Source organism: Microbacterium sp. F2E (genome assembly GCF_020905435.1).
Classification (GTDB): Bacteria; Actinomycetota; Actinomycetes; order Actinomycetales; family Microbacteriaceae; genus Microbacterium; species Microbacterium lacticum.
Window position 1 is genome coordinate 129115 of record NZ_JAJJIB010000002.1, and the last position, 17616, is coordinate 146730.

Consider the following 17616-nt stretch of genomic DNA (forward strand, 5'->3'; position numbering starts at 1 on the left):
GAACGCACCTCGAGGCCGTGCGCCGCGCACGGCATGAGTGAGGTGGTGAGGCCCCGGGCATCCACGTACAGCGGCACGTTCCACCAGTGGTTCACCCTCGGGGTGAGCGCGAGCCGCAGCTTGCCGACCATCTGCGTCCACAGATGCAGGGTGTCGCGGGTGTCCTCCCAGTCCGCGACGAGCAGGGCCGGCCAGGCCGGTTCGCGCGTGTCCATGGCCTCACCCTGGCGCACCCTCGTCGGCGCCGCCCGCGACGCCGGCATCGCCGGCATGCAGGTCGTCCTCGGCACGACCACCCCGCAGCGCGTCACCGACGCTGCCCAGGGGTCGGACATCCCGCTCACGCGCCCGGAGTGGTACGAGCTGTTCCGCGCCGCGCGCGTCGGTGACCGACACGGTGGCGCGGATAGAATCGAGGGATGCCGCGTCGCGGCATCCCTCTTCTTCGCGCCCTCCGCGCACGCGACCATTGGAGCCACCGTGGCCGAGCAGTCCCGCCTCGACAAAGTCATCGCCCTCGCCCGTCACCGCGGGTTCGTGTTCCAGGCGGGTGAGATCTACGGCGGCTCCCGGTCGGCGTGGGACTACGGCCCCCTCGGCACCGAACTCAAGGAGAACATCCGGCGGCAGTGGTGGCAGACGTTCGTGCGCGGCCGTGCCGACATGGTGGGCCTCGACTCGTCGATCATCCTGCCCAAGCGCGTGTGGGAGGCATCCGGTCACGTCGCGACCTTCACCGACCCGCTCGTGGAGTGCCTGCACTGCCACAAGCGCTTCCGCGCCGACAACCTGATCGAGGACTTCGAGGCGCGCAAGGGCCGGAAGGCCGAGAACGGCCTCGCCGACATCCCGTGTCCGAACTGCGGCACGAAGGGCCAATACACCGAGCCGAAGGCGTTCTCGGGTCTCGTGAAGACCTACCTCGGCGTCGTCGACGACGAGTCGGGGCTGTACTTCCTGCGCCCCGAGACCGCGCAGGGCATCTTCGTGAACTTCTCCAACGTGCTCACCGCCTCGCGCAAGAAGCCGCCGTTCGGCATCGGTCAGGTGGGCAAGGCGTTCCGCAACGAGATCACGCCCGGCAACTTCATCTTCCGTACCCGCGAGTTCGAGCAGATGGAGATCGAGTTCTTCACCCCGCCCGCCGAGGCGCAGGAGTGGTTCGAGCACTGGGTCGCCGCGTGTTGGAACTGGTTCGTCGACCTCGGGATCGACCCCGAGAACATGCGCCAGTTCGACGTGCCCGAAGACGATCGCGCGCACTACTCGGCCGGCACGATCGACGTCGAATACCGGTTCGGGTTCCCGGGCAAGGAGTGGGGTGAGCTCATGGGCGTCGCCAACCGCACCGACTACGACCTCAACTCGCACACCGAGGCGTCGGGTCAGTCGCTGACGTACTTCGACCAGGCATCCGGCGAGAAGTACGTGCCGTACGTGATCGAGCCGTCGTTCGGTCTCACGCGCTCGATGATGGCGTTCCTCGTCGACAGCTACCGCGAGGAGGAGGTGCCGAACGCGAAGGGCGGCACCGACACCCGCACCGTGCTGCGCCTCGACCCGCGTCTCGCGCCGGTGAAGGTCGCCGTGCTGCCGCTCTCGCGCAACGAGCGGCTCTCGCCGCTGGCCCGTTCGGTCGCCGACACGCTGCGCGCGCAGGGCTGGAACGTCGACTTCGACGACGCCGGCGCGATCGGCCGCCGCTACCGCCGACAGGACGAGATCGGCACGCCGTTCTGCGTCACGGTCGATTTCGACTCGCTCGACGACGACGCCGTGACCGTGCGCGACCGCGACACGATGGCGCAGGAGCGGCTGCCGCTCGACGGGCTCGTCGCCTTCTTGAGCGAGCGGCTGAGCGGGGCCTGAGGGTCGGGCGCGCGTCACGGGCGGGCGCGGTCGGCGCGGACGGGCGCGGTCGGCGCGGACGTCACGGACGCAGGAGAAATCACGCAGGCAGGATGGATGCCCCGGTAACCGTCCTGCCTCGGTGATTTCTCCTGCCTCGGTGATGCGCCGCGGCGACTTCTGGGGCTAGTTGTGCAGGATGACCTGGTGGAGGCTGTGGAGAAGCGGTGTTGTGCACCAGCGTGCTGGCCTCGGTGCGGTGCAGACGAAGGGTTTCGCGGGCTTCCGCCACGATCGCACCGACCGCCGCGGGGGCGAGGCCTCTGCCCAGGTGGTTCCGGTCGGCCCAATAGCCGAGGCCGGCGCTCTGAAACGGGCCGCGGCTGATCGCGGCGAGGTCGAACCGGCCGATGATCTCCGTGCCGTCGACGAGGGCGAGGGGATATCCCTCGCCGGCCGCCGTGGCGATGAGTCTGCGTTCGATGTCCTCCCGTTGGAAGCGCTCGCTGAAGAACTCCTCGTCGCGGAGCGGCTCCCACGGAGCGAGGTGCTCCCTGTTGCGCCGATAGGCCTCGGCGAGCACGGCGGCGTCGCCCGGCTGGACGATCCGCAGGGTCACATCCGGCGTGATGCTTCGGGTCTCGAACACTCGTCGATGCTAGCCGCCGCCCGTCCCGGTGCAGGGAAAGAGCGCCTGAGGCATCCCGCGCCGTGCCTCACCAGGCCTGACCGGGCATCACCGACGCAGGAGATATCTCGCACGCAGGACGGAGACCCCGGCAACCGTCCTGCCTCGGTCATTTCTCCTGCCTCGGTGACGCCGCCCGCGGCGCGGGTCGGCGATCAATCGAGCGCGAGAAGACTGGGGTGACGCGCCAGCCCGTCGCGCCCGTGCGTGGCGAAAGTCGTCATGATGGCGGCGAGGGGAGAATGAGATCCCTGCAAGAGCAGCGGGGAGCTGTCGGGGAACTGGCAGACCAGCGTGAGCTCGCGGACCTCCGGAAAGACCGCGGTGATCGCGCCGTAATCGAAGCTCAACCACCGACCTGACGCGTTGACGACCAGGCGCCGGTTGCTCACGAGTACGTGCGCCGTCTGCCAGTCTCGCCATTGCTCGGCTGCCTGAGCGCGGGCGTTCGAGCGGGCGATCCCGTTCGCGATTCCGCTCACCGCCATCGCGCCGATGACGAAGGCCGGATGCCCGTAAACGAAGCCGCCGCCGCTCGAGTAGTGCACGTCTTGGCCGTAGTAGCGGGCATACGTCATCGGGACGGCGGCGAAGAACCGTTCTCCGGCATACGGCGGCACATTCCACTGGTCGACGGACGCCGGGACGTTGCCGGAAAGAAGCGTTCGACGAAACGCGCGCGCGTTCTCCCACGCTTGAGCGTGCGCTTGCTTTTCGCCCATCTGTGAGAGCTCCGCTCGAGTGAAATGGCCTTTCCGCCGCCGTGCGCGGCGGTGCACAGAGATGCCTTGCCCGAGCGCGATCACCAAGAGGATGAGGGGCACGGCGGCCCCCAAAACAAGGAGACCCAGTCCGCCGAGTGCCGCGCCCGGTGGGATCGTGCCGGAGGAAGACGCGTCCCTCGCAGGCGTGGTGATCACCTGCGCACCCCACACGCACAGCACGTACACGAGCGGCGCGAGCGCGAGCGGGATGAGCCATCTCAGGTGAGTGCGCATGCCCCGACTCTAGCCATGGCATCGCGCCAGGCATCACGGACGCAGGAGATATCACGGAGGCAGGACCGAACCCCAGGCATCCGTCCTGCCTCCGTGATTTCTCCTGCCTCGGTGAGGCGGCTGGCGCCCCGCGGCGCGGGCAGGGCCGAAGCCGCCGGGGCTCAGCCCTTGACGGCCGCCTTCGCGGCGCGCTTGAACTCGCGCACCTTCGTCAGCGACTCCGGCGAGGTGATGTCGGCGACCGACCGGAACGACCCGTCTTCGCCATACGGGGCGGATGCCTCGCGCCAGCCTTCCCCGGTGAAGCCGTACTGTTTGCCCAGCAGCGCGAGGAAGATCTTCGCCTTCTGCTCGCCGAAACCGGGCAGCGCCTTGAGCCGCTTCAGCACCGTCGCCCCATCCGGGTCGCCCTCCGTCCACAGCGCCGCGGCGTCGCCACCCCAGTCGTCGACGAGCGCCTGGCACAGCGACTGAACCCGCGCGGCCATCGACCCGGGAAAGCGGTGCACGGCCGGCGTCTCCTTGAAGACGGATGCCAGGGCATCCGGATCGTACGCGGCGATCGCCGCGGCATCCATCGACCCGGTGCGCTGCTCGATCTTCAGTGGCCCGGTGAACGCCGTCTCCATCGCGATCTGCTGGTCGAGGAGCATGCCGATCAGGAGTGCGAGGGGGTTCTCGGTGAGGAGGGTGTCGGCCGCGGGGTCTCCGGTGATGTGAAGCGCCATGCCTCTATCTTCGCGTCAACGGCGCACCCGGTGGGAATCAGTCGGTTGTGACCGGCGAAGTGGCGCCTCGCCCATTCCTACTTCGCAGCTGCGGTTGCGCAAGGTCGGTGTTGTCGAAAACCCAGGTCGCGTGGGATCGAGGGTCGGCCTCCTGCAGGTAAAGACGCTGCCCCCCGACGTAGCGGGAGTTCGACGGGGCTTCAGGGTCGGGATCATGCGCGCCTGCGAACCGCGCGTTCCCGCGCGGCACGCTGACCGCGAAGGGCACCTCGATCCAGACCGTTGCGTCCCAGAGATCTCTGAGCTCGGGCCGGTGCAGGAAGATCCCGTCGACGAGCACCACGCCGCGAGGCGGGACCACGACCGGGTCTGGGGTGATCGACTCGTCGCGGGCGACATCCCAGATCACCGGCATGATTGGCTCGCCGCTGCCCAGCGGCTCGACCACGCAGCGGCGGAAGTCTGAGTATCGGTAGGAGCCACGATAGAACCCCTCCGGGCCAGGTCCCGCCGCCCGGCGAAAGCGGCGGGGATGGTGAAAGCCATCAATGCTGACTTGCACGAGAGGACGGCCGACCGAGGCGCGAGCGTGCGCCGCAATCTCATCGGAGAGATGTGACTTGCCTGCGCCATCGAATCCATCGAGAGCGACCAGGATGCGCGATCCCGAACGCACCTGCTGGATCTCGTGCCAGAGCCGCGCGATGGCCTTCAGCCGCTCACCAGACGGGACGAGTCCAGGTTTCCCGTCTGACTCTCCGTTGCTGGCGAAGCGCCGCGTGCCCATGGTCAGCGCACCTGCTGGTCGAGGAGCATGCCGATCAGGAGTGCGAGGGGGTTCTCGGTGAGGAGGGTGTCGGCGGCGGCGTCGCCGGTGATGTGCAGGGCCATGCGACCAGTGTGCCAGTCGCGCCGCGTGCTCGAGATCGCTAGTGTGGCCGATGTGACGAGTCTCCGGGAGTTGCAGGAGGGCGATGCTGACCGGGTGCGCGACGCGTTCGTATCGGATGCCGTCGAGATGAGTCGTCAGGGTGACGTGCGAGACCTCGCCTCAGCCCGCGCCTACGTGGATCGGATGCTGGACAACGCCGATCTGCGCACGCTCGTCGCTGTCGACGATGCCGATCGGCTGCTCGCTTTCGCCGCGGTTTCCGTCGATCGTGCGAATGCGAATGGCTGGGTGTTCTACTGGGCGCATCCCGATGCCCGACGCCGAGGCATCACATCACAGGTGGTGCGTGCGCTGGCAGACCGGGAGCTCGGCGAGGGCGGGCTGTACCGGCTCGAGCTCGGCTACCGTGCGAACAACCCTGGATCGGCCGCTGTCGCTCGTGCTGCCGGATTCGTTCGGGAGGGCCTCGAGCGTGAGAAGTTCCTTGTGGACGGGGAGCGCATCGATGTCATCACGGCCGCCCGGCTCAAGACGGATCCGGCGTGACAGGGGCTCCTCAGCGATAGATCTCGCGACGGTGGCCGACTGCCAAGACGAGGACCACGACTTCGCTGTCATTCACCTCGTAGATGATGCGGTAGTCGCCGACGCGGATCCGCATCTCGCCGCTGCCGCCTTTGAGTTGCAGGCATCCGGGAGGGCGAGGATCCTGCGCGAGTGCGCCGGTGGCTGTGAGGATGCGCCGCGCAACGCCGCCGTCCAGCTTGCGCAGGGACTTCAGCGCTGAGTGCGCGTAGGTGATCTCGTACTGCACGTGTCGCGGTCAGAGTCCGAACTCGGCCATCACATCTGCGTGAGATACGCGCGGTTCGATCTCGTTGCGAGCGGCCGCGGCGGCGAGAACGTCTGCCTGATCTTCTAGAGCTTCCAGAGCCCGGTCGAAGAAGTCCGGTGAGACCACCACTGCTCGACGTCCGACGCCGCGTGACGTGATCTCGACAGGCTCGCGCTGCGCTGCGGCGATGTAGTCGCTCTGGCGCGCACGGAACTCGGAGAGAGTGATAGAGGTCATGGCTCAATGCTACATCTTGTACAAGATGTGCGCACGGCTGTACGTGGTTAGTCAACATGCTGATCGAGCAGCATGCCGATCAGCAGCGCCAGCGGGTTGTCGGTGAGCAGCGCGTCGGCAGCCGCGTCGTCGGTGATGTGCAGTTCAGGCATGCGTTCAGTCTCGCAGTGCGGCGTCTCGTCGCGCCATCACGCTGCGGGCGCGGTCCCCGCGACCGGCATTGGCACGGCCGACGCCCGTGGGCGAGACTTGCGGGATGGACTACGACCTCGACGATGATCCGTCTCGCATCCAGCCCGACGTCGTGTGGGGCTGGCTCTCGACCGAGGCCTACTGGGGTCGGCAGCGCAGCCGCGCCGACGTCGAGACCCAGATCGCGGGTGCGTGGCGCGCCGTGGGAGCCTACCGGCGCGACACCGGCGAGCAGGTCGGCTTCGCGCGGGCGGTGTCCGACGGCGTCACCTTCGCCTACCTCGCCGATGTCTTCGTGATCGACGGTCACCGTGGGCACGGGCTCGGCAAGCGCCTCGTGAAACTCATGGTCGACGACGGCCCCGGATCGGGCTTCCGCTGGATGCTATTCACCAGCGACGCGCACGGGCTGTATCGACCGTTCGGCTTCGGGGCACCGGATCACACCGCCCTGGTCCGGCCCGCGCGCTGAGCTCGCGACGCTCCTGCGGTCCGACGGCGGTCAGGCGTCGGTCTTCGGCCACGACGTCGTGCGCCGTCCGCGCACGGGAAGCGCACCGGCCTCCCACGCCGGCCCGCCGAAGCAGGTCAGCCGCACGCGACAACTCTGGGCCGCTGTCGGCCGCGGAGCCCTGCGAGGATGGAGGCATGGCCGATTCGACCGAACCCGCGCGGGGAGCCGACGCGCTGCTGCGTGCGCGGCGCACCCGCGTCGTCGTGGTCGGCGGGGGCGTGGCGGGGCTCGTCTCGGCCCTCGAGTGGGCGAAGATCGGCGCACAGGTCACCGTGCTCGACGCCGCGGGACGCCTCGGCGGGTCTCTCGAGACCGCGCTGCTCGACGGCATCCCGGTCGATCTCGTCGCCGATGCCTTCCCCGCGCAGGCACCCGCGCTCGCCGGTGTCATCGACGAGCTGCGCCTGCGCGCCGACGTCGACGAGGCCGCGCCGCTTCCCGTCTGGATCGCCGGCCCGGCAGTCGCCGGGCGCGCGTCGAACGCCGCACCGCTCCCCGAGGCGACGGTGCTCGGCATCCCGTCGAACGCCTGGGCCGACGACGTGCGCCGGGTGATCGGCTGGCGCGGAGCGTGGCGCGCCTATCTCGATCGCCTGCGACCGCCGCTCACGATCGGGCACGAGCGCAGCCTCGGCCGGCTCGTGCGACAGCGCATGGGCGACCGCGTCGTCGACCGCCTCGTCGCCCCCGTCACGCGCGGCCTCTACGGCCTCGATCCCGACGAGGTCGACGTCGAAGCCGCCGCGCCCGGCCTCAGCACCGCGCTCACCCGCACCGGCTCGCTCGCCGGAGCCGTGTTCGACCTGCTGGCGCCGGACGGCGACGGCTCGGCGACGGCCCCCGCGACCCGTGCGACGCTCCGCGGCGGCTTCGGCCGGCTCGCGACCGCGCTCACCGAGCGGCTGCTCGACCTCGGCGCCGACCTGCGCGTCGATCACCGCGTGACCTCCCTCGCCGCCGCGCCAGACGGCACGTGGACGGTCCGCGCGCCGGCGCCGGATCAGGCGAGGGATCAGGCGCCGGATCAGGCGACGGATGCCGCGGCCGCCGTCCCGAGCGCGGCCAGCCCTCCGGGCGAGGTCGTCGTCGAGGCGGACGTCGTCGTGATCGCGACCGGCGCGCGGGTCGCGGCGGCGCTGCTGGACGGCGCGGGCATCCGGGTCGGCGCCGATGCGCCCGCGGCTCCCGTGCGCGACGTCGTCGACCTGGTGGTCGTCACGCCGGCTCTCGACGGCGCGCCGCGCGGACGCGCCGTCTATCCGGTCGTCGCGCCGGGCCGTGCCGCCCCGGGCGCGGCGGGGGCTGACACAACGCCCGACGTGGCGTCCGCCGCGCTGTCGGTCACTCTGCCCTCCGCCGAGTGGCCCTCGCTCGCCGCTGCGGCCGGTCCCGGCCGGCACGTGCTGCGCGTCACGCTCGACGCCGACGCCGCCCGCTCGGATGAGGCGACGATCGACCTCGCCCGCGGCGCGGCCGCCGCCCTCCTCGGCGTCGACCTGCCCGCACCGCACGCCGCCGGCCGGCGGACGGTCGTGCTCGAGCCTCCGGCATCCCGCCTCGGGCACGCCGAACACGTGACCGCGGTTCGCGGGCTGACGTCCGCCCACCCGGGCCTCGCGGTGGTCGGTTCGTGGGTCGCCGGCTCCGGCGTCGCCGCGATCGTCGCCGACGCGCTGGCGGAGAACGACCGCATCCGCAGCGCCGTGCTGTGGCCGGGCGAGGGCGCCCCGACGTCCGATGCGGGCGACGAGAGCGCCGGGCGCTAGCAGTGCCACCACCTCAGCGCAACCGCGGATGCCGGAATCGGCATACGGGGCTAGTCTGAGACGACATCACCATCGCTTTCGACCGTGAGGGGCAGCATGAAGGGCAAGATCGGGATCGTCGTGGGGCTCGCCGCGGGGTACGTTCTCGGCGCACGCGCCGGCCGGGAACGCTACGAGCAGATCAAGACGGGGTTTCTGAAGGTCTCGAACACCGACCCCGTGCAGAAGCAGGTCACCAAGGCGAAGGAGCTCGGCAAGTCCGCCGCGTTCGCCCTGCCGAGCGCGCTGTGGGACGGCGCCGTCAAGGTGACCAAGGCCGCCTCGAAGTCGGGCACACCCGGGCAGAAGCTCGACTCGGCCATCAAGGCCGGGAAGGACTCGTCCGACGAGGTCGCCCGCGGCGCCGAGACGACCGCCGCCGAAGTGAAGAAGACGGCCGACAAGGCCGTCGCCGACGCGAAGCGCGAAGCGAAGAAGGCGGCGGACAGCTGAGATGACCACGCCCCGCGGATTCCGTGACCGCTCCGACGACAGCCTGCTCACGCTGATCGGAGAGGTCCCCGAGCTCGTTCGCAACCTGATCGTCGCCGAGATCGACTCGGCGAAGAAGTGGGTGAAGTTCGCCGGCAAGCAGGCGGGGCTGGGCGGCGTGTGGTTCATCGTCGCGCTCTTCTTCCTGTTCTGGCTGATCCCCGCGCTCGGCGCCTTCACGATCATCGGGCTGTCGTCGTGGATGCCGGCGTGGGTGGCATCCCTCATCGTCGTCGGCGTCGTCGTGGTCGTCATCGTCGTCGCGGCCCTCCTCGGCCTGCAGCGGTTCAAGAAGCTCTCCAAGAGCGAGAGCCCCGCCAAGTCGATCACCGTCGACGCCCGCATCGTGAAGGACGTGGCAGATGAGTATTGAGTCCCCCGTGCCCCGCACCGCCGTGCCGCTCGGCATCACCGATCCCGTCGAGAGCGCGCGGGCGGAGTTGAAGGCGGCGCTGTCGGCGATCGAAGAGAAGATCAACGTGCCCAAGCGCGTCGCCCGCAAGACCGACGAGGCGGTGACGTCGGTGCGCAGCTTCGCCCGCACGAACCCGACGGGCGCCAAGGCCGCCGCCGTGGGGCTCGCCGCAGCGGTGGGGCTCGTCGTCTGGGGGATCGTGCGGCTGTACACGCGGTGACGGCCGCCGCCGTGATACCCCTGGCAGGCCGGGGGTATGCTCGTGTACCAGGCAGTGGCGATGACGCGCAGCTGCCGGCCCGCCGACCCGATCAGCACGGCGCCGTCCTGCACCGCAGACGGCCCGCGGCTACGGCAGGGCCGGACGCGCGAATCCCGTGCGCCCGACGGAGCACCACGAGAGTCGAGCATGAACACAGATCTGCAGGCCGCGACGGCCGCGAAGCCCCTCAAGGGCTGGCGCGTGCTCGTGCCGCGGGGCGGTCCGTGGGGTGACTCGGTGGCGGCGACGCTGCGGGCGCAGGGCGCCGTTCCAGTGATCGCTCCGCTCATCAACTTCGCTCCGTCGACCGATCAGGCCACGCTCGAGGCGGCGCTGGCCGATCTCGCGGCGGGCGCATTCGACTGGGTCACGCTCACGAGCGCGACCACTGTCGACGTGCTCTACGCGTACCGCGCCGAGATCCCGGCGACGACCCGCGTCGCCGCCGTCGGCGAGACGACCGCAGCCGCCCTGTCGGCCGTCGGCTACCGCGTCGACCTCGTGCCCGACGACGACAACTCCGCCGCAGGCATGGCCGACCAGCTGCTCACCCTCGAACCCGAGCCGCGGCGCATCCTGACCCTCCGCAGCGAGATCGCTAAGCCCGTGCTCACCCGCCGGCTGAGCGAAGCCGGCCACGACGTGCGCAGCGTCGTCGCCTACCGCACCGTCGGAGTGCCCGTCACCGAACGCATCGCGCACGACGTCGAAAGCGGTCGTATCAACGCGATCCTCGTCACGAGCGGGTCGGTCGCCGAGCAGGTGCGCCTGCAGTTCCCCGACATCCCGGCATCCACGATCATCGCCGCCATCGGGCCCCGCACCGCGAAGGATGCCCGCAAGGCGGGTCTCGGCGTCAACGCCGTCGCGCGCGAGCAGACCGTCGACGGGCTCATCGCCGCGGTGCAGAAGTTCCCCCTGCCGCACGCCACGGACGAGTTCGCCGTCTGAGACCGTCTCGCGCCGGATCTTCGCGCGCCGGATCGTTGCGGGTCTGTGAGCTTCGCGGCATACGGACGCTGGCAGACTGAAACGCATGGTGACGCTGCTGTTGGATGCCACGCGGCTGGAGGTCGTGCTCTCACCGATCGAGCGTGCGCTCGCGAGGCGCAGCGACCCGGTGCACGTCGACCGGTCGCACATCACCAAGGTGCAGCTCACCGACGACGCGTGGACGTGGCTGCGCGGGGTGCCGAACCCGGGCACGCACATCCGCGGCACGGTCGCGATGGGCACGTGGCGCTCGGCCGGCGCCGCCGATTTCGTCGTGGTGCGCCGGAAGCTGCCCGCCGCCGTCATCGACCTCGAGGGCGATGACGAGTTCACGCGCCTGGTGCTCACCACCGGGCACGGGCTCGCCCTCGTGCAGGCGCTGCGCCTGGAGGGGGATGACGCGGCGACCGAGGTCACCGAGATCGTCGCCTCCGCCCACGCGGGGACGGTGCCGAGGCGCGCACGCCCGCGGAGCGCGCCCCGACCCGCGACCGCGTAGGTCCGGGCGCGACGAGCTCCGCGCGGGCGACGCCGCTCTCGCGCGCGCTCAGGTGATGTCGCGGCGCCAGCTGACGAGCCAGCCGAGCAGCAGGAACACCACCGCGTAGCCGAGCATCACGAGGCCGCCGACCCACCATTCCAGGCCGGCGGTGCTCTCGCCGCCGAGGTTCGTGTAGATGCTGGCGCCGACGAGGGAGTCGGATGCCGCGCCGGGCAGGTACCTCGTCACGTCGGAGAGCCCGTCGACGAAGCCGCCGACGGTGCGGAGGATCGGCTCGATGAACTGCGTGAACGCGAGCACCCCGACGACCGCGGCGACCTGGTTGCGCACGAGCGTGCCGACGCCGATGCCGATGAGCACCCACAGGATGAACGAGAGCGCCATCCGCCCGATGAGCGCCCACGTGTCGGACGAGTCGAGCTGCGTGTCGACGTCGAACGCGGCGAGCACCGCCGCGCCGATCCCGACCGCCGCGACGATCGCGAGCGCCGCGTAGAGCGCGCCCATCACGATGCCGGCGACGACCTTGCCGGCGAGGGCGAGTCCGCGGCGCGGAGTCGCGAGGAACGTCGGCGTGAGGGTCTTGTGGCGGAACTCGCCGGTGACCATCAGCGTGCCGATCAGCAGCGGGAAGACGTAGCCCACCGCCGTGGCGATGCTGTAGATCACCGGCGGCAGGATCTCGGCGGGAAGCGCCGGGCCGTTGGCCATCTCCGGCGAGAGGGCGCCCGAGGCCAGCGCGCCGAAGGTGCCGGCGAGCCCGCCCGCGGTCAGCCCGATGTAGAGGAACAGCACGAGCCCGAGGATCCACCACATCGAGGTGGTGAACTGCTTGGTCAGCTCGGAGCGGGTCGCGTTCGTAAGCGACGTGCGATCGCGGGTCATCGCTGCTCACCTCCCTCGGCGGCGTCGCCCGGTTCGGACGGCGGCGCCGCCTCTCCGGCGGGGCTCGGCGGATCGTCTGCCGATGGCGGTTCCTCGCTCGTCCCGGCCACGGCGGGCGCGACGGCATCCGTTGCCGGGGCATCCTGCTCGGCAACGTCGGGCGTGGCGTCCACAGCCTCGGCATCCACCACAGCGGCATCCACCGCCGGGGGATCCCCCGCACCGTCCGCGGCCACCGTGCCCACCGAGGCGTGCACGCGCACGCCGTTGACGAGGTCGAGGAACACCTCTTCGAGCGCCGGTCCCTTGCGCTGCAGGTTCGACAGCGCGACGCCGGCCGACGCGGCGAGCGCGCCGAGCTGGGCGGGGTCGGCGCTGCGCACGGTGAAGCCGGTGCGCAGCGGCTCGTAGGCGATGCCCGCGGCATCCAGCGCCGCACCGAGCGCCGCGCGGTCGGGCGAGTCGATGACGGTGGCGTAGTCGCTCTCCTGCGTGAGCCCGGCCATGTCGCCCTGGTAGACGAGGCGGCCGTGGGAGATGATCAGCAGCGACGACACCGTCTGCTGCACCTCGGCGAGCATGTGCGAGGAGACGAGCACCGTGCGCCCCTCGCGGGCGAGCTCGCGCAGAAAACCGCGCAGCCACTTGATGCCCTCGGGGTCGAGACCGTTCGCGGGCTCGTCGAGCACGAGCACGCCCGGGTCGCCGAGCAGTGTGTACGCCAGGCTCAGGCGCTGGCGCATGCCGAGAGAGAACCCGCCGACCTTGCGGCCCGCGACGTCGGCGAGTCCGACGAGTCCGAGCACCTCGTCGACCCGGCTGGACGGCAGCCCCGCGGCCTGCGCGTACACCTTCAGGTGGTTCGCGGCGGTGCGCCCGGGGTGGAAGCTGGATGCCTCGAGCGCCGCCCCGACCGTCTGCAGCGGCCTCGTGAGGTCGGCGTAGCGGCGGCCGGCGATCGTCGCGGTGCCCGAGGTGGCCGTCACGAGGCCGAGCAGGATGCGCAGGCTCGTCGTCTTTCCGGCGCCGTTGGGGCCGAGGAATCCGGTGACCGTTCCGGGTTCGACGCGGGCGGTGAGTCCGTCGACGGCGGCGACGGATCCGAAGCGCTTCGTCACGTCGGTGAACTCGAGGACATGTCCTTCGGGCATGGGGGGCCTCTCGTCGGCGGGGGCGGTGAGTCCATCCTGGCCGAAAAAGGCCCCGGACCGGGGGAGGCCGCGCCCATCCGGGGCGGAGAGGCCACCGCGGGTAACGTGGGGCGGGTGAGCACCCTCGACGTCACTGCGCCCGAGCCGACCGTCCTCGCGCGCGCCGAGCGCGGCGTCGGGCACCTCACCCTCAACCGTCCGCGCGCGATCAACGCGCTCGACCTCGACATGATCCTGCAGCTGAGCGCGGCACTGGATGCCTGGGAGCACGACCCCGACATCGACGTCGTGCTGCTCGACGGCGCCGGCGAGCGGGGCCTGTGCGCCGGCGGCGACGTGCGCGGCCTGCGCGAGCAGATCGTCGAGGGCCGGGGGAGCGAGGTCGCGGTGTTCTTCCGCGCCGAGTACGCGCTGAACGCCCGCATCGCCGAGTACCCGAAGCCGATCGTCGCGATCGCCGACGGCGTCACGATGGGCGGCGGCATCGGCCTCGCCGGCCACGCCGCGGTGCGTGTGGTGACCGAGCGCTCGCGCCTGGCCATGCCCGAGACCCGCATCGGCTTCACCCCCGACGTGGGCGGCTCGTGGCTGCTCGGGCGGGCGCCTGGCCGCACGGGGGAGTACCTCGCCCTCACCGGCGGCACGATGGATGCCTCCGACGCGATCTACGCCGGCTTCGCCGACGCGCTCGTGCCGAGCGACCGGCTCACCGACCTGTGCGATGCGCTGCTCACCCGCGCCGACCCCGCGACGCCCGCCGAACTGGTGCTCCTGTTCGACGAGACGCCCGCGCCCTCGCGCCTCGCCGCGGCCCGACCGTGGATCGACGACGCGTTCTCCGCCGACACCGTCGCCGAGATCGTCGCGCGCCTGCGCGCGCGGCCCGAGGCCGAGGCATCCACGACCGCCGACACGCTCGAGGAGCTCTCGCCGACGGCGCTGACCGTGACCCTCGCGGCCGTCCGCGCCGCGCGCGAGCTGCCCGACCTGCGCGCCGCGCTCGCGCAGGAGTACGGCCTCGTGCTGTGGTTCGCCGGCACCCAGTCCGACCTCGTCGAGGGCATCCGCGCGCAACTGGTGGACAAGGACCGCGACCCGCACTGGAACCCGGGCACCCTGGATGCCGTGGCGCCGGACCTCGCCGCCGACGCGCTCGCCGCGGCGCCGACCGACCCGCTCTGGGGCGTCGACCGGGACGCGGACTGAGCGGGGACCGAGCGCCGGGTGGGAACGCGATGAGCGAGGGAACGGGCCGTCGCGCACGGCGCTGGTCGATCGGCACGGCCGTCGACCAGTTCTTCTTCGTCTTCGCGGGGCTCGCGGCGATCTGGCTCGCCTACCTCAGCTTCACCGAGACGTTCGCGATCGGATGGTGGGGCATCGCCGCGGGCATCGTCTTCTGGGTGCTGCTGGCCTACCTCGTGCTGCCGGGCGGCCGGCGCCTGCCGATCGTCGACGTGCGGCAGGTGACGGCATGAGTGCGGATGACGTGGGCGCGGGCGCGCTCGTCAGCGTGTTGACGATGCGCGACGTGGCGCTGCACTGGCGCACCCACCTCGAGGGCCTCAGCCGCGACATCGACGGGCTCAGCCCCACCGCCGACGTGTACGACGCGTCGCTCTGGGTCGTGCTCGTCGGGTTGGGCGTCGTCACGGTGATCTCGATCTCGACGGCGTTCGTCAGCTGGTGGGCGCGCGATCAGGAGATCACGCTGCAGACGACGCTCCTCTCGCTCGCCGTCGACATCCTGGTGCTGCTGGCGCTGTCGAGCCGCAGCGCTGCCGCCTATGCCCGTCGCGCCGAGAAGCACTGAGGCCCGCCATGTTCGACAGTCCGCTCTCCGCCTCGGCCTACGAGGTGCTGCAGATCGATGCGGATGCCTCGCACGAGGATCTCCGCAAGGCGTATCGGCTGCGCCTGCGTCAGACGCATCCCGACACCGGGGGCGACGCCGTCGTGTTCGTGCAGGTGCAGCGGGCGTGGGAGCTCGTCGGCACGGTCGAGGCGCGCGCCGCCTACGACCGCGGGCACGGGTTCGCCGACGCGCGGTATGCGCCGGACGGTGCGGGGGGCGCGGGTGGTGCCGGTGCGGGGGGAACCGGTGGTGCCGGTGCGGATGCCTCGTCCGGCTGGCGGCCTCGCCCCGCCGACACGCGTCCGCGGGCACGATCGTTCGGCCACCCGGGCGGGTGGCGCCGGGAACGCTACCTGACCCTCATGCGCGAGTGGGCGGGCCGCGGGACCGAGCTCGCCGACCCGTACGACCCGGCGCTCGTGCGCACGGCGCCGCGCGAGCTGAAGCGGCTGCTCGCCGACGCGCTCGCCGAAGAGGCATCCGCGCGCATCATCGCCGACCTCGGCATGGGCTATACGGTCTGGCACGACGTCGCCGCCGACCCGCGCGATGCGGCGCTCAAGCTCGATCACATCGTGCTCGGTCCGAGCGGGCTCTACGCGGTGCTCAGCGAGGACTTCGGCGGGCCCGCGCGGGTGCGCCGCGGCGAACTGATCGGCGACGGGGTGACCGGCGCGCCCATCGGCGACCTGGTTGCCGCGACCCGCGCCGTCGCGCGCGCCGCGCGGGTGCGCTTCAGCGGCGTGGTCGTCGTGCTCCCCGACGAAGACCTCGCGACCGCGATCGACGAGATCGGCAAGGTGCGCGGTCAGCCCGTCGCGATCGTGCGGCGCTCAGCCCTGTCGACGGTGCTGCGACGCGGCCTCACCGGCGCGCGCGACATCGGCGGCAACGAGCTGTTCGACGTGCGCACCCGGCTGCAGTCGGTCGTGCGTTTCGTCTGAGAGGACGCCCCGGCGGCCGGGTCACACCGCGGGCGGCGCCAGCAGTCGGTCGAGCAGTGCGAGAGCGGCCTCGTGGTCGACGCTCGCGTCGAGCAGCCACTGCGTCTGCAGTCCGTCGGAGGCCGCGATGACGAGCGCCGCGACGAGCGCGGGGTCGAGGTCGGCGCGGAGAGATCCGGACGCCTGCAGCGCGCGCACCCGCGCGGCGAGCTCGTCGCGCAGGCGCGAGAAGCGGTCGGTCGCGAAGGCCTGCGCCGCGGGGTGCGCGCCGTCGAGAGCCGACGCGACGAGCGTCGAGTACAGCTGCACCATGCCCGGGATCTCACGGTTCTCGGCCGCCGAGACCCGCATCGCCTCCGCAGGGCTGATCAGCGCGTCCGCGTCGCCGGCCCTCCCAGCATCGTCGGCCGGATCGGCGCCGCCGCGCGTGTCGTCGGCCGGATCGCCGCCGCGTCCATCGGCGCCGCCACGCGGATCGGCGCCCCCGTCGTTGTCGCGGCTGGCAGCCGCCTCCTCGAGGCGCTGCGCCGACTCGCGATACACCGCGACGAGCAGTTCGTCGAGCGAGCCGAAGTAGTGGGTGAGCGCCGCGTGCGTGACCCCGACCTCCTGCGCGATCGCGCGCAGGCTCGTGCGGCTGCCGCCCCGCTGGGCGAACACCTCGATCGCCCGGTCGAGGATCTCCTGCCGCCGGGCGACGCCCTTCGCGTACGTCCCGCGGGAGCGCGGGGTCTCGGCGCCGGAGGGACTCATGCGCAGAGCCTATCGGCGGGCTCGAAAACCTCCAAGCGGAGGTTCTGCGTGGCATCCGTGCCCGGTTAGGCTCAGAGAATGGCGATCGGCGTTGTGATGCACACCTTCGACGTGCAGCTGGCCGATCTCGACCGCGGCGTCTACGACGACCTGACCCTGCGTCTCGCGCAGCACCCGTCGGAGACGGCGGCGTTCATGGTCACGCGGCTCCTCGCCTACTGCCTCGAGTACGCCGAGGGCATCGCGTTCAGCGAGGGCGTCGCCGCGACGAACGAGCCGGCGGTGCTCGTGCGCGATGCGACCGGCGCGCAGACCGCGTGGATCGAGGTCGGCGCCCCCGACGCCGAGCGGCTGCACTACGGCAGCAAGCTCACCGGCCACGTCGCCGTCTACACGCACCGCGACCCGGCGCGGGTGCTGCCGCAGTGGGCGGGCAAGAAGATCCACGACGCCGAGAACATCGCGCTCACCTCCTTCGACCCCGGGTTCGTGGATGCCGTGGCCGACGCCGTCACGCGCCGGAACACCGTCACGCTGTCGGTGACCGAAGGCCAGCTCTACCTCGACGTGAACGGCACGAGCCTCACCTCGGCACTGCACCGGCACCCGATCGCCTGAGCCGGCGCG

At 71.4% G+C, this 17616-nt stretch carries 23 protein-coding genes and 3 pseudogenes; 14 read left to right on the forward strand and 12 right to left on the reverse strand.

Annotated features, from left to right (window positions below; genetic code table 11):
• Nucleotides 1-53: 53 nt before the first annotated feature.
• A pseudogene (locus tag LOK55_RS14200) lies at nt 54-512 on the reverse strand (DUF5996 family protein); the annotation flags it as partial.
• Here LOK55_RS14200 and LOK55_RS02815 point away from each other — a divergent pair.
• Nucleotides 481-1869, forward strand: coding sequence for a glycine--tRNA ligase (locus tag LOK55_RS02815; RefSeq protein ID WP_229934235.1), 1389 nt, complete (start codon nt 481-483; stop codon nt 1867-1869). The pseudogene LOK55_RS14200 and the gene LOK55_RS02815 sit on opposite strands and share 32 nt — an antisense overlap.
• A 79-nt stretch (nt 1870-1948) precedes the next feature.
• On the opposite strand, the gene LOK55_RS02820 is transcribed toward LOK55_RS02815, so the two are convergent.
• The 5 genes and pseudogenes from LOK55_RS02820 to LOK55_RS02840 form a co-directional block, all read right to left on the reverse strand.
• Nucleotides 1949-2497 carry a GNAT family N-acetyltransferase gene (locus LOK55_RS02820; protein ID WP_229934144.1) on the reverse strand — a complete coding sequence of 183 codons (549 nt, stop codon included), beginning with the start codon at nt 2495-2497 and terminating at the stop codon, nt 1949-1951.
• Nucleotides 2498-2691: 194 nt separating this feature from the next.
• Entirely contained in the window at nt 2692-3534 is an 843-nt protein-coding gene (locus tag LOK55_RS02825) for a hypothetical protein (protein ID WP_229934145.1), read from the reverse strand.
• 161 nt (nt 3535-3695) lie between these two features.
• Nucleotides 3696-4262 (reverse strand): HhH-GPD-type base excision DNA repair protein, encoded by a 567-nt coding sequence (locus LOK55_RS02830; RefSeq protein WP_229934146.1) that lies wholly within the window; start codon nt 4260-4262, stop codon nt 3696-3698.
• A gap of 37 nt (nt 4263-4299) precedes the next feature.
• Nucleotides 4300-5049 (reverse strand): uridine kinase, encoded by a 750-nt coding sequence (locus tag LOK55_RS02835; RefSeq protein ID WP_229934147.1) that lies wholly within the window; start codon nt 5047-5049, stop codon nt 4300-4302.
• A gap of 8 nt (nt 5050-5057) precedes the next feature.
• A pseudogene (locus LOK55_RS02840) lies at nt 5058-5153 on the reverse strand (Fe-S cluster assembly protein HesB); the annotation flags it as partial.
• On the opposite strand from LOK55_RS02840, the gene LOK55_RS02845 reads away from it, so the two are divergent.
• Nucleotides 5152-5700 (forward strand): GNAT family N-acetyltransferase, encoded by a 549-nt coding sequence (locus LOK55_RS02845; protein ID WP_229934148.1) that lies wholly within the window; start codon nt 5152-5154, stop codon nt 5698-5700. The pseudogene LOK55_RS02840 and the gene LOK55_RS02845 overlap by 2 nt on opposite strands.
• A 10-nt stretch (nt 5701-5710) precedes the next feature.
• Here LOK55_RS02845 and LOK55_RS02850 read toward each other — a convergent pair whose 3' ends face one another.
• From LOK55_RS02850 to LOK55_RS02860, 3 genes and pseudogenes are all read right to left on the reverse strand, one after another.
• Nucleotides 5711-5968 (reverse strand): type II toxin-antitoxin system RelE/ParE family toxin, encoded by a 258-nt coding sequence (locus tag LOK55_RS02850; protein WP_229934149.1) that lies wholly within the window; start codon nt 5966-5968, stop codon nt 5711-5713.
• Between the two features lie 9 nt (nt 5969-5977).
• On the reverse strand, nt 5978-6226 hold the full coding sequence (locus LOK55_RS02855; RefSeq protein WP_229934150.1) for a type II toxin-antitoxin system Phd/YefM family antitoxin: 249 nt from the start codon (nt 6224-6226) through the stop codon (nt 5978-5980).
• Between the two features lie 53 nt (nt 6227-6279).
• Nucleotides 6280-6378 (reverse strand): annotated as a pseudogene (locus LOK55_RS02860) (Fe-S cluster assembly protein HesB); the annotation flags it as partial.
• Between the two features lie 104 nt (nt 6379-6482).
• Between LOK55_RS02860 and LOK55_RS02865 the strand changes: the two are divergent.
• The 7 genes from LOK55_RS02865 to LOK55_RS02895 all read left to right on the forward strand — a co-directional run bounded on the left by LOK55_RS02865 (nt 6483) and on the right by LOK55_RS02895 (nt 11398).
• The gene (locus LOK55_RS02865) at nt 6483-6890 is read left to right on the forward strand and encodes a GNAT family N-acetyltransferase (RefSeq protein ID WP_229934151.1); all 408 of its coding nucleotides are present in this window, start codon (nt 6483-6485) and stop codon (nt 6888-6890) included.
• Nucleotides 6891-7066: 176 nt separating this feature from the next.
• Nucleotides 7067-8698: an NAD(P)/FAD-dependent oxidoreductase gene (locus tag LOK55_RS02870; protein ID WP_229934152.1), complete on the forward strand. Its 1632-nt coding sequence runs from the start codon at nt 7067-7069 to the stop codon at nt 8696-8698.
• Between the two features lie 96 nt (nt 8699-8794).
• Nucleotides 8795-9190, forward strand: coding sequence for a hypothetical protein (locus tag LOK55_RS02875; RefSeq protein ID WP_229934236.1), 396 nt, complete (start codon nt 8795-8797; stop codon nt 9188-9190).
• A gap of 1 nt (nt 9191) precedes the next feature.
• Nucleotides 9192-9602 (forward strand): phage holin family protein, encoded by a 411-nt coding sequence (locus tag LOK55_RS02880; protein ID WP_229934153.1) that lies wholly within the window; start codon nt 9192-9194, stop codon nt 9600-9602.
• Nucleotides 9592-9864 carry a hypothetical protein gene (locus LOK55_RS02885; RefSeq protein WP_229934154.1) on the forward strand — a complete coding sequence of 91 codons (273 nt, stop codon included), beginning with the start codon at nt 9592-9594 and terminating at the stop codon, nt 9862-9864. The genes LOK55_RS02880 and LOK55_RS02885 overlap by 11 nt, the downstream gene beginning before the upstream one ends.
• Nucleotides 9865-10053: 189 nt before the next feature.
• Nucleotides 10054-10857: a uroporphyrinogen-III synthase gene (locus LOK55_RS02890; protein WP_141380056.1), complete on the forward strand. Its 804-nt coding sequence runs from the start codon at nt 10054-10056 to the stop codon at nt 10855-10857.
• Nucleotides 10858-10942: 85 nt separating this feature from the next.
• Nucleotides 10943-11398, forward strand: coding sequence for a hypothetical protein (locus tag LOK55_RS02895; RefSeq protein WP_229934155.1), 456 nt, complete (start codon nt 10943-10945; stop codon nt 11396-11398).
• A 48-nt stretch (nt 11399-11446) separates the two neighbouring features.
• On the opposite strand, the gene LOK55_RS02900 is transcribed toward LOK55_RS02895, so the two are convergent.
• Nucleotides 11447-12286, reverse strand: coding sequence for an ABC transporter permease (locus LOK55_RS02900; protein ID WP_229934156.1), 840 nt, complete (start codon nt 12284-12286; stop codon nt 11447-11449).
• Nucleotides 12283-13437: an ATP-binding cassette domain-containing protein gene (locus tag LOK55_RS02905; protein WP_229934157.1), complete on the reverse strand. Its 1155-nt coding sequence runs from the start codon at nt 13435-13437 to the stop codon at nt 12283-12285. The genes LOK55_RS02900 and LOK55_RS02905 overlap by 4 nt, the downstream gene beginning before the upstream one ends.
• A gap of 114 nt (nt 13438-13551) precedes the next feature.
• Here LOK55_RS02905 and LOK55_RS02910 point away from each other — a divergent pair, with 114 nt between their 5' ends.
• From LOK55_RS02910 to LOK55_RS02925, 4 genes are read left to right on the forward strand one after another with little or no spacing between them, the layout of a single operon-like run.
• Nucleotides 13552-14643: an enoyl-CoA hydratase/isomerase family protein gene (locus LOK55_RS02910; RefSeq protein WP_229934158.1), complete on the forward strand. Its 1092-nt coding sequence runs from the start codon at nt 13552-13554 to the stop codon at nt 14641-14643.
• Between the two features lie 29 nt (nt 14644-14672).
• Entirely contained in the window at nt 14673-14915 is a 243-nt protein-coding gene (locus LOK55_RS02915; protein WP_229934159.1) for a hypothetical protein, read from the forward strand.
• Nucleotides 14912-15250 (forward strand): hypothetical protein, encoded by a 339-nt coding sequence (locus tag LOK55_RS02920; protein WP_229934160.1) that lies wholly within the window; start codon nt 14912-14914, stop codon nt 15248-15250. The genes LOK55_RS02915 and LOK55_RS02920 overlap by 4 nt, the downstream gene beginning before the upstream one ends.
• 8 nt (nt 15251-15258) lie before the next feature.
• On the forward strand, nt 15259-16236 hold the full coding sequence (locus LOK55_RS02925; protein WP_229934161.1) for a DnaJ domain-containing protein: 978 nt from the start codon (nt 15259-15261) through the stop codon (nt 16234-16236).
• Nucleotides 16237-16257: 21 nt separating this feature from the next.
• Here LOK55_RS02925 and LOK55_RS02930 read toward each other — a convergent pair whose 3' ends face one another.
• A complete protein-coding gene (locus LOK55_RS02930; RefSeq protein ID WP_229934162.1) occupies nt 16258-16989 on the reverse strand; it encodes a TetR/AcrR family transcriptional regulator in 732 nt (243 codons plus the stop codon).
• A 78-nt stretch (nt 16990-17067) separates the two neighbouring features.
• Between LOK55_RS02930 and LOK55_RS02935 the strand changes: the two genes are divergently transcribed.
• Entirely contained in the window at nt 17068-17607 is a 540-nt protein-coding gene (locus tag LOK55_RS02935) for a YaeQ family protein (RefSeq protein WP_229934163.1), read from the forward strand.
• The last annotated feature ends 9 nt before the right edge of the window (nt 17608-17616 follow it).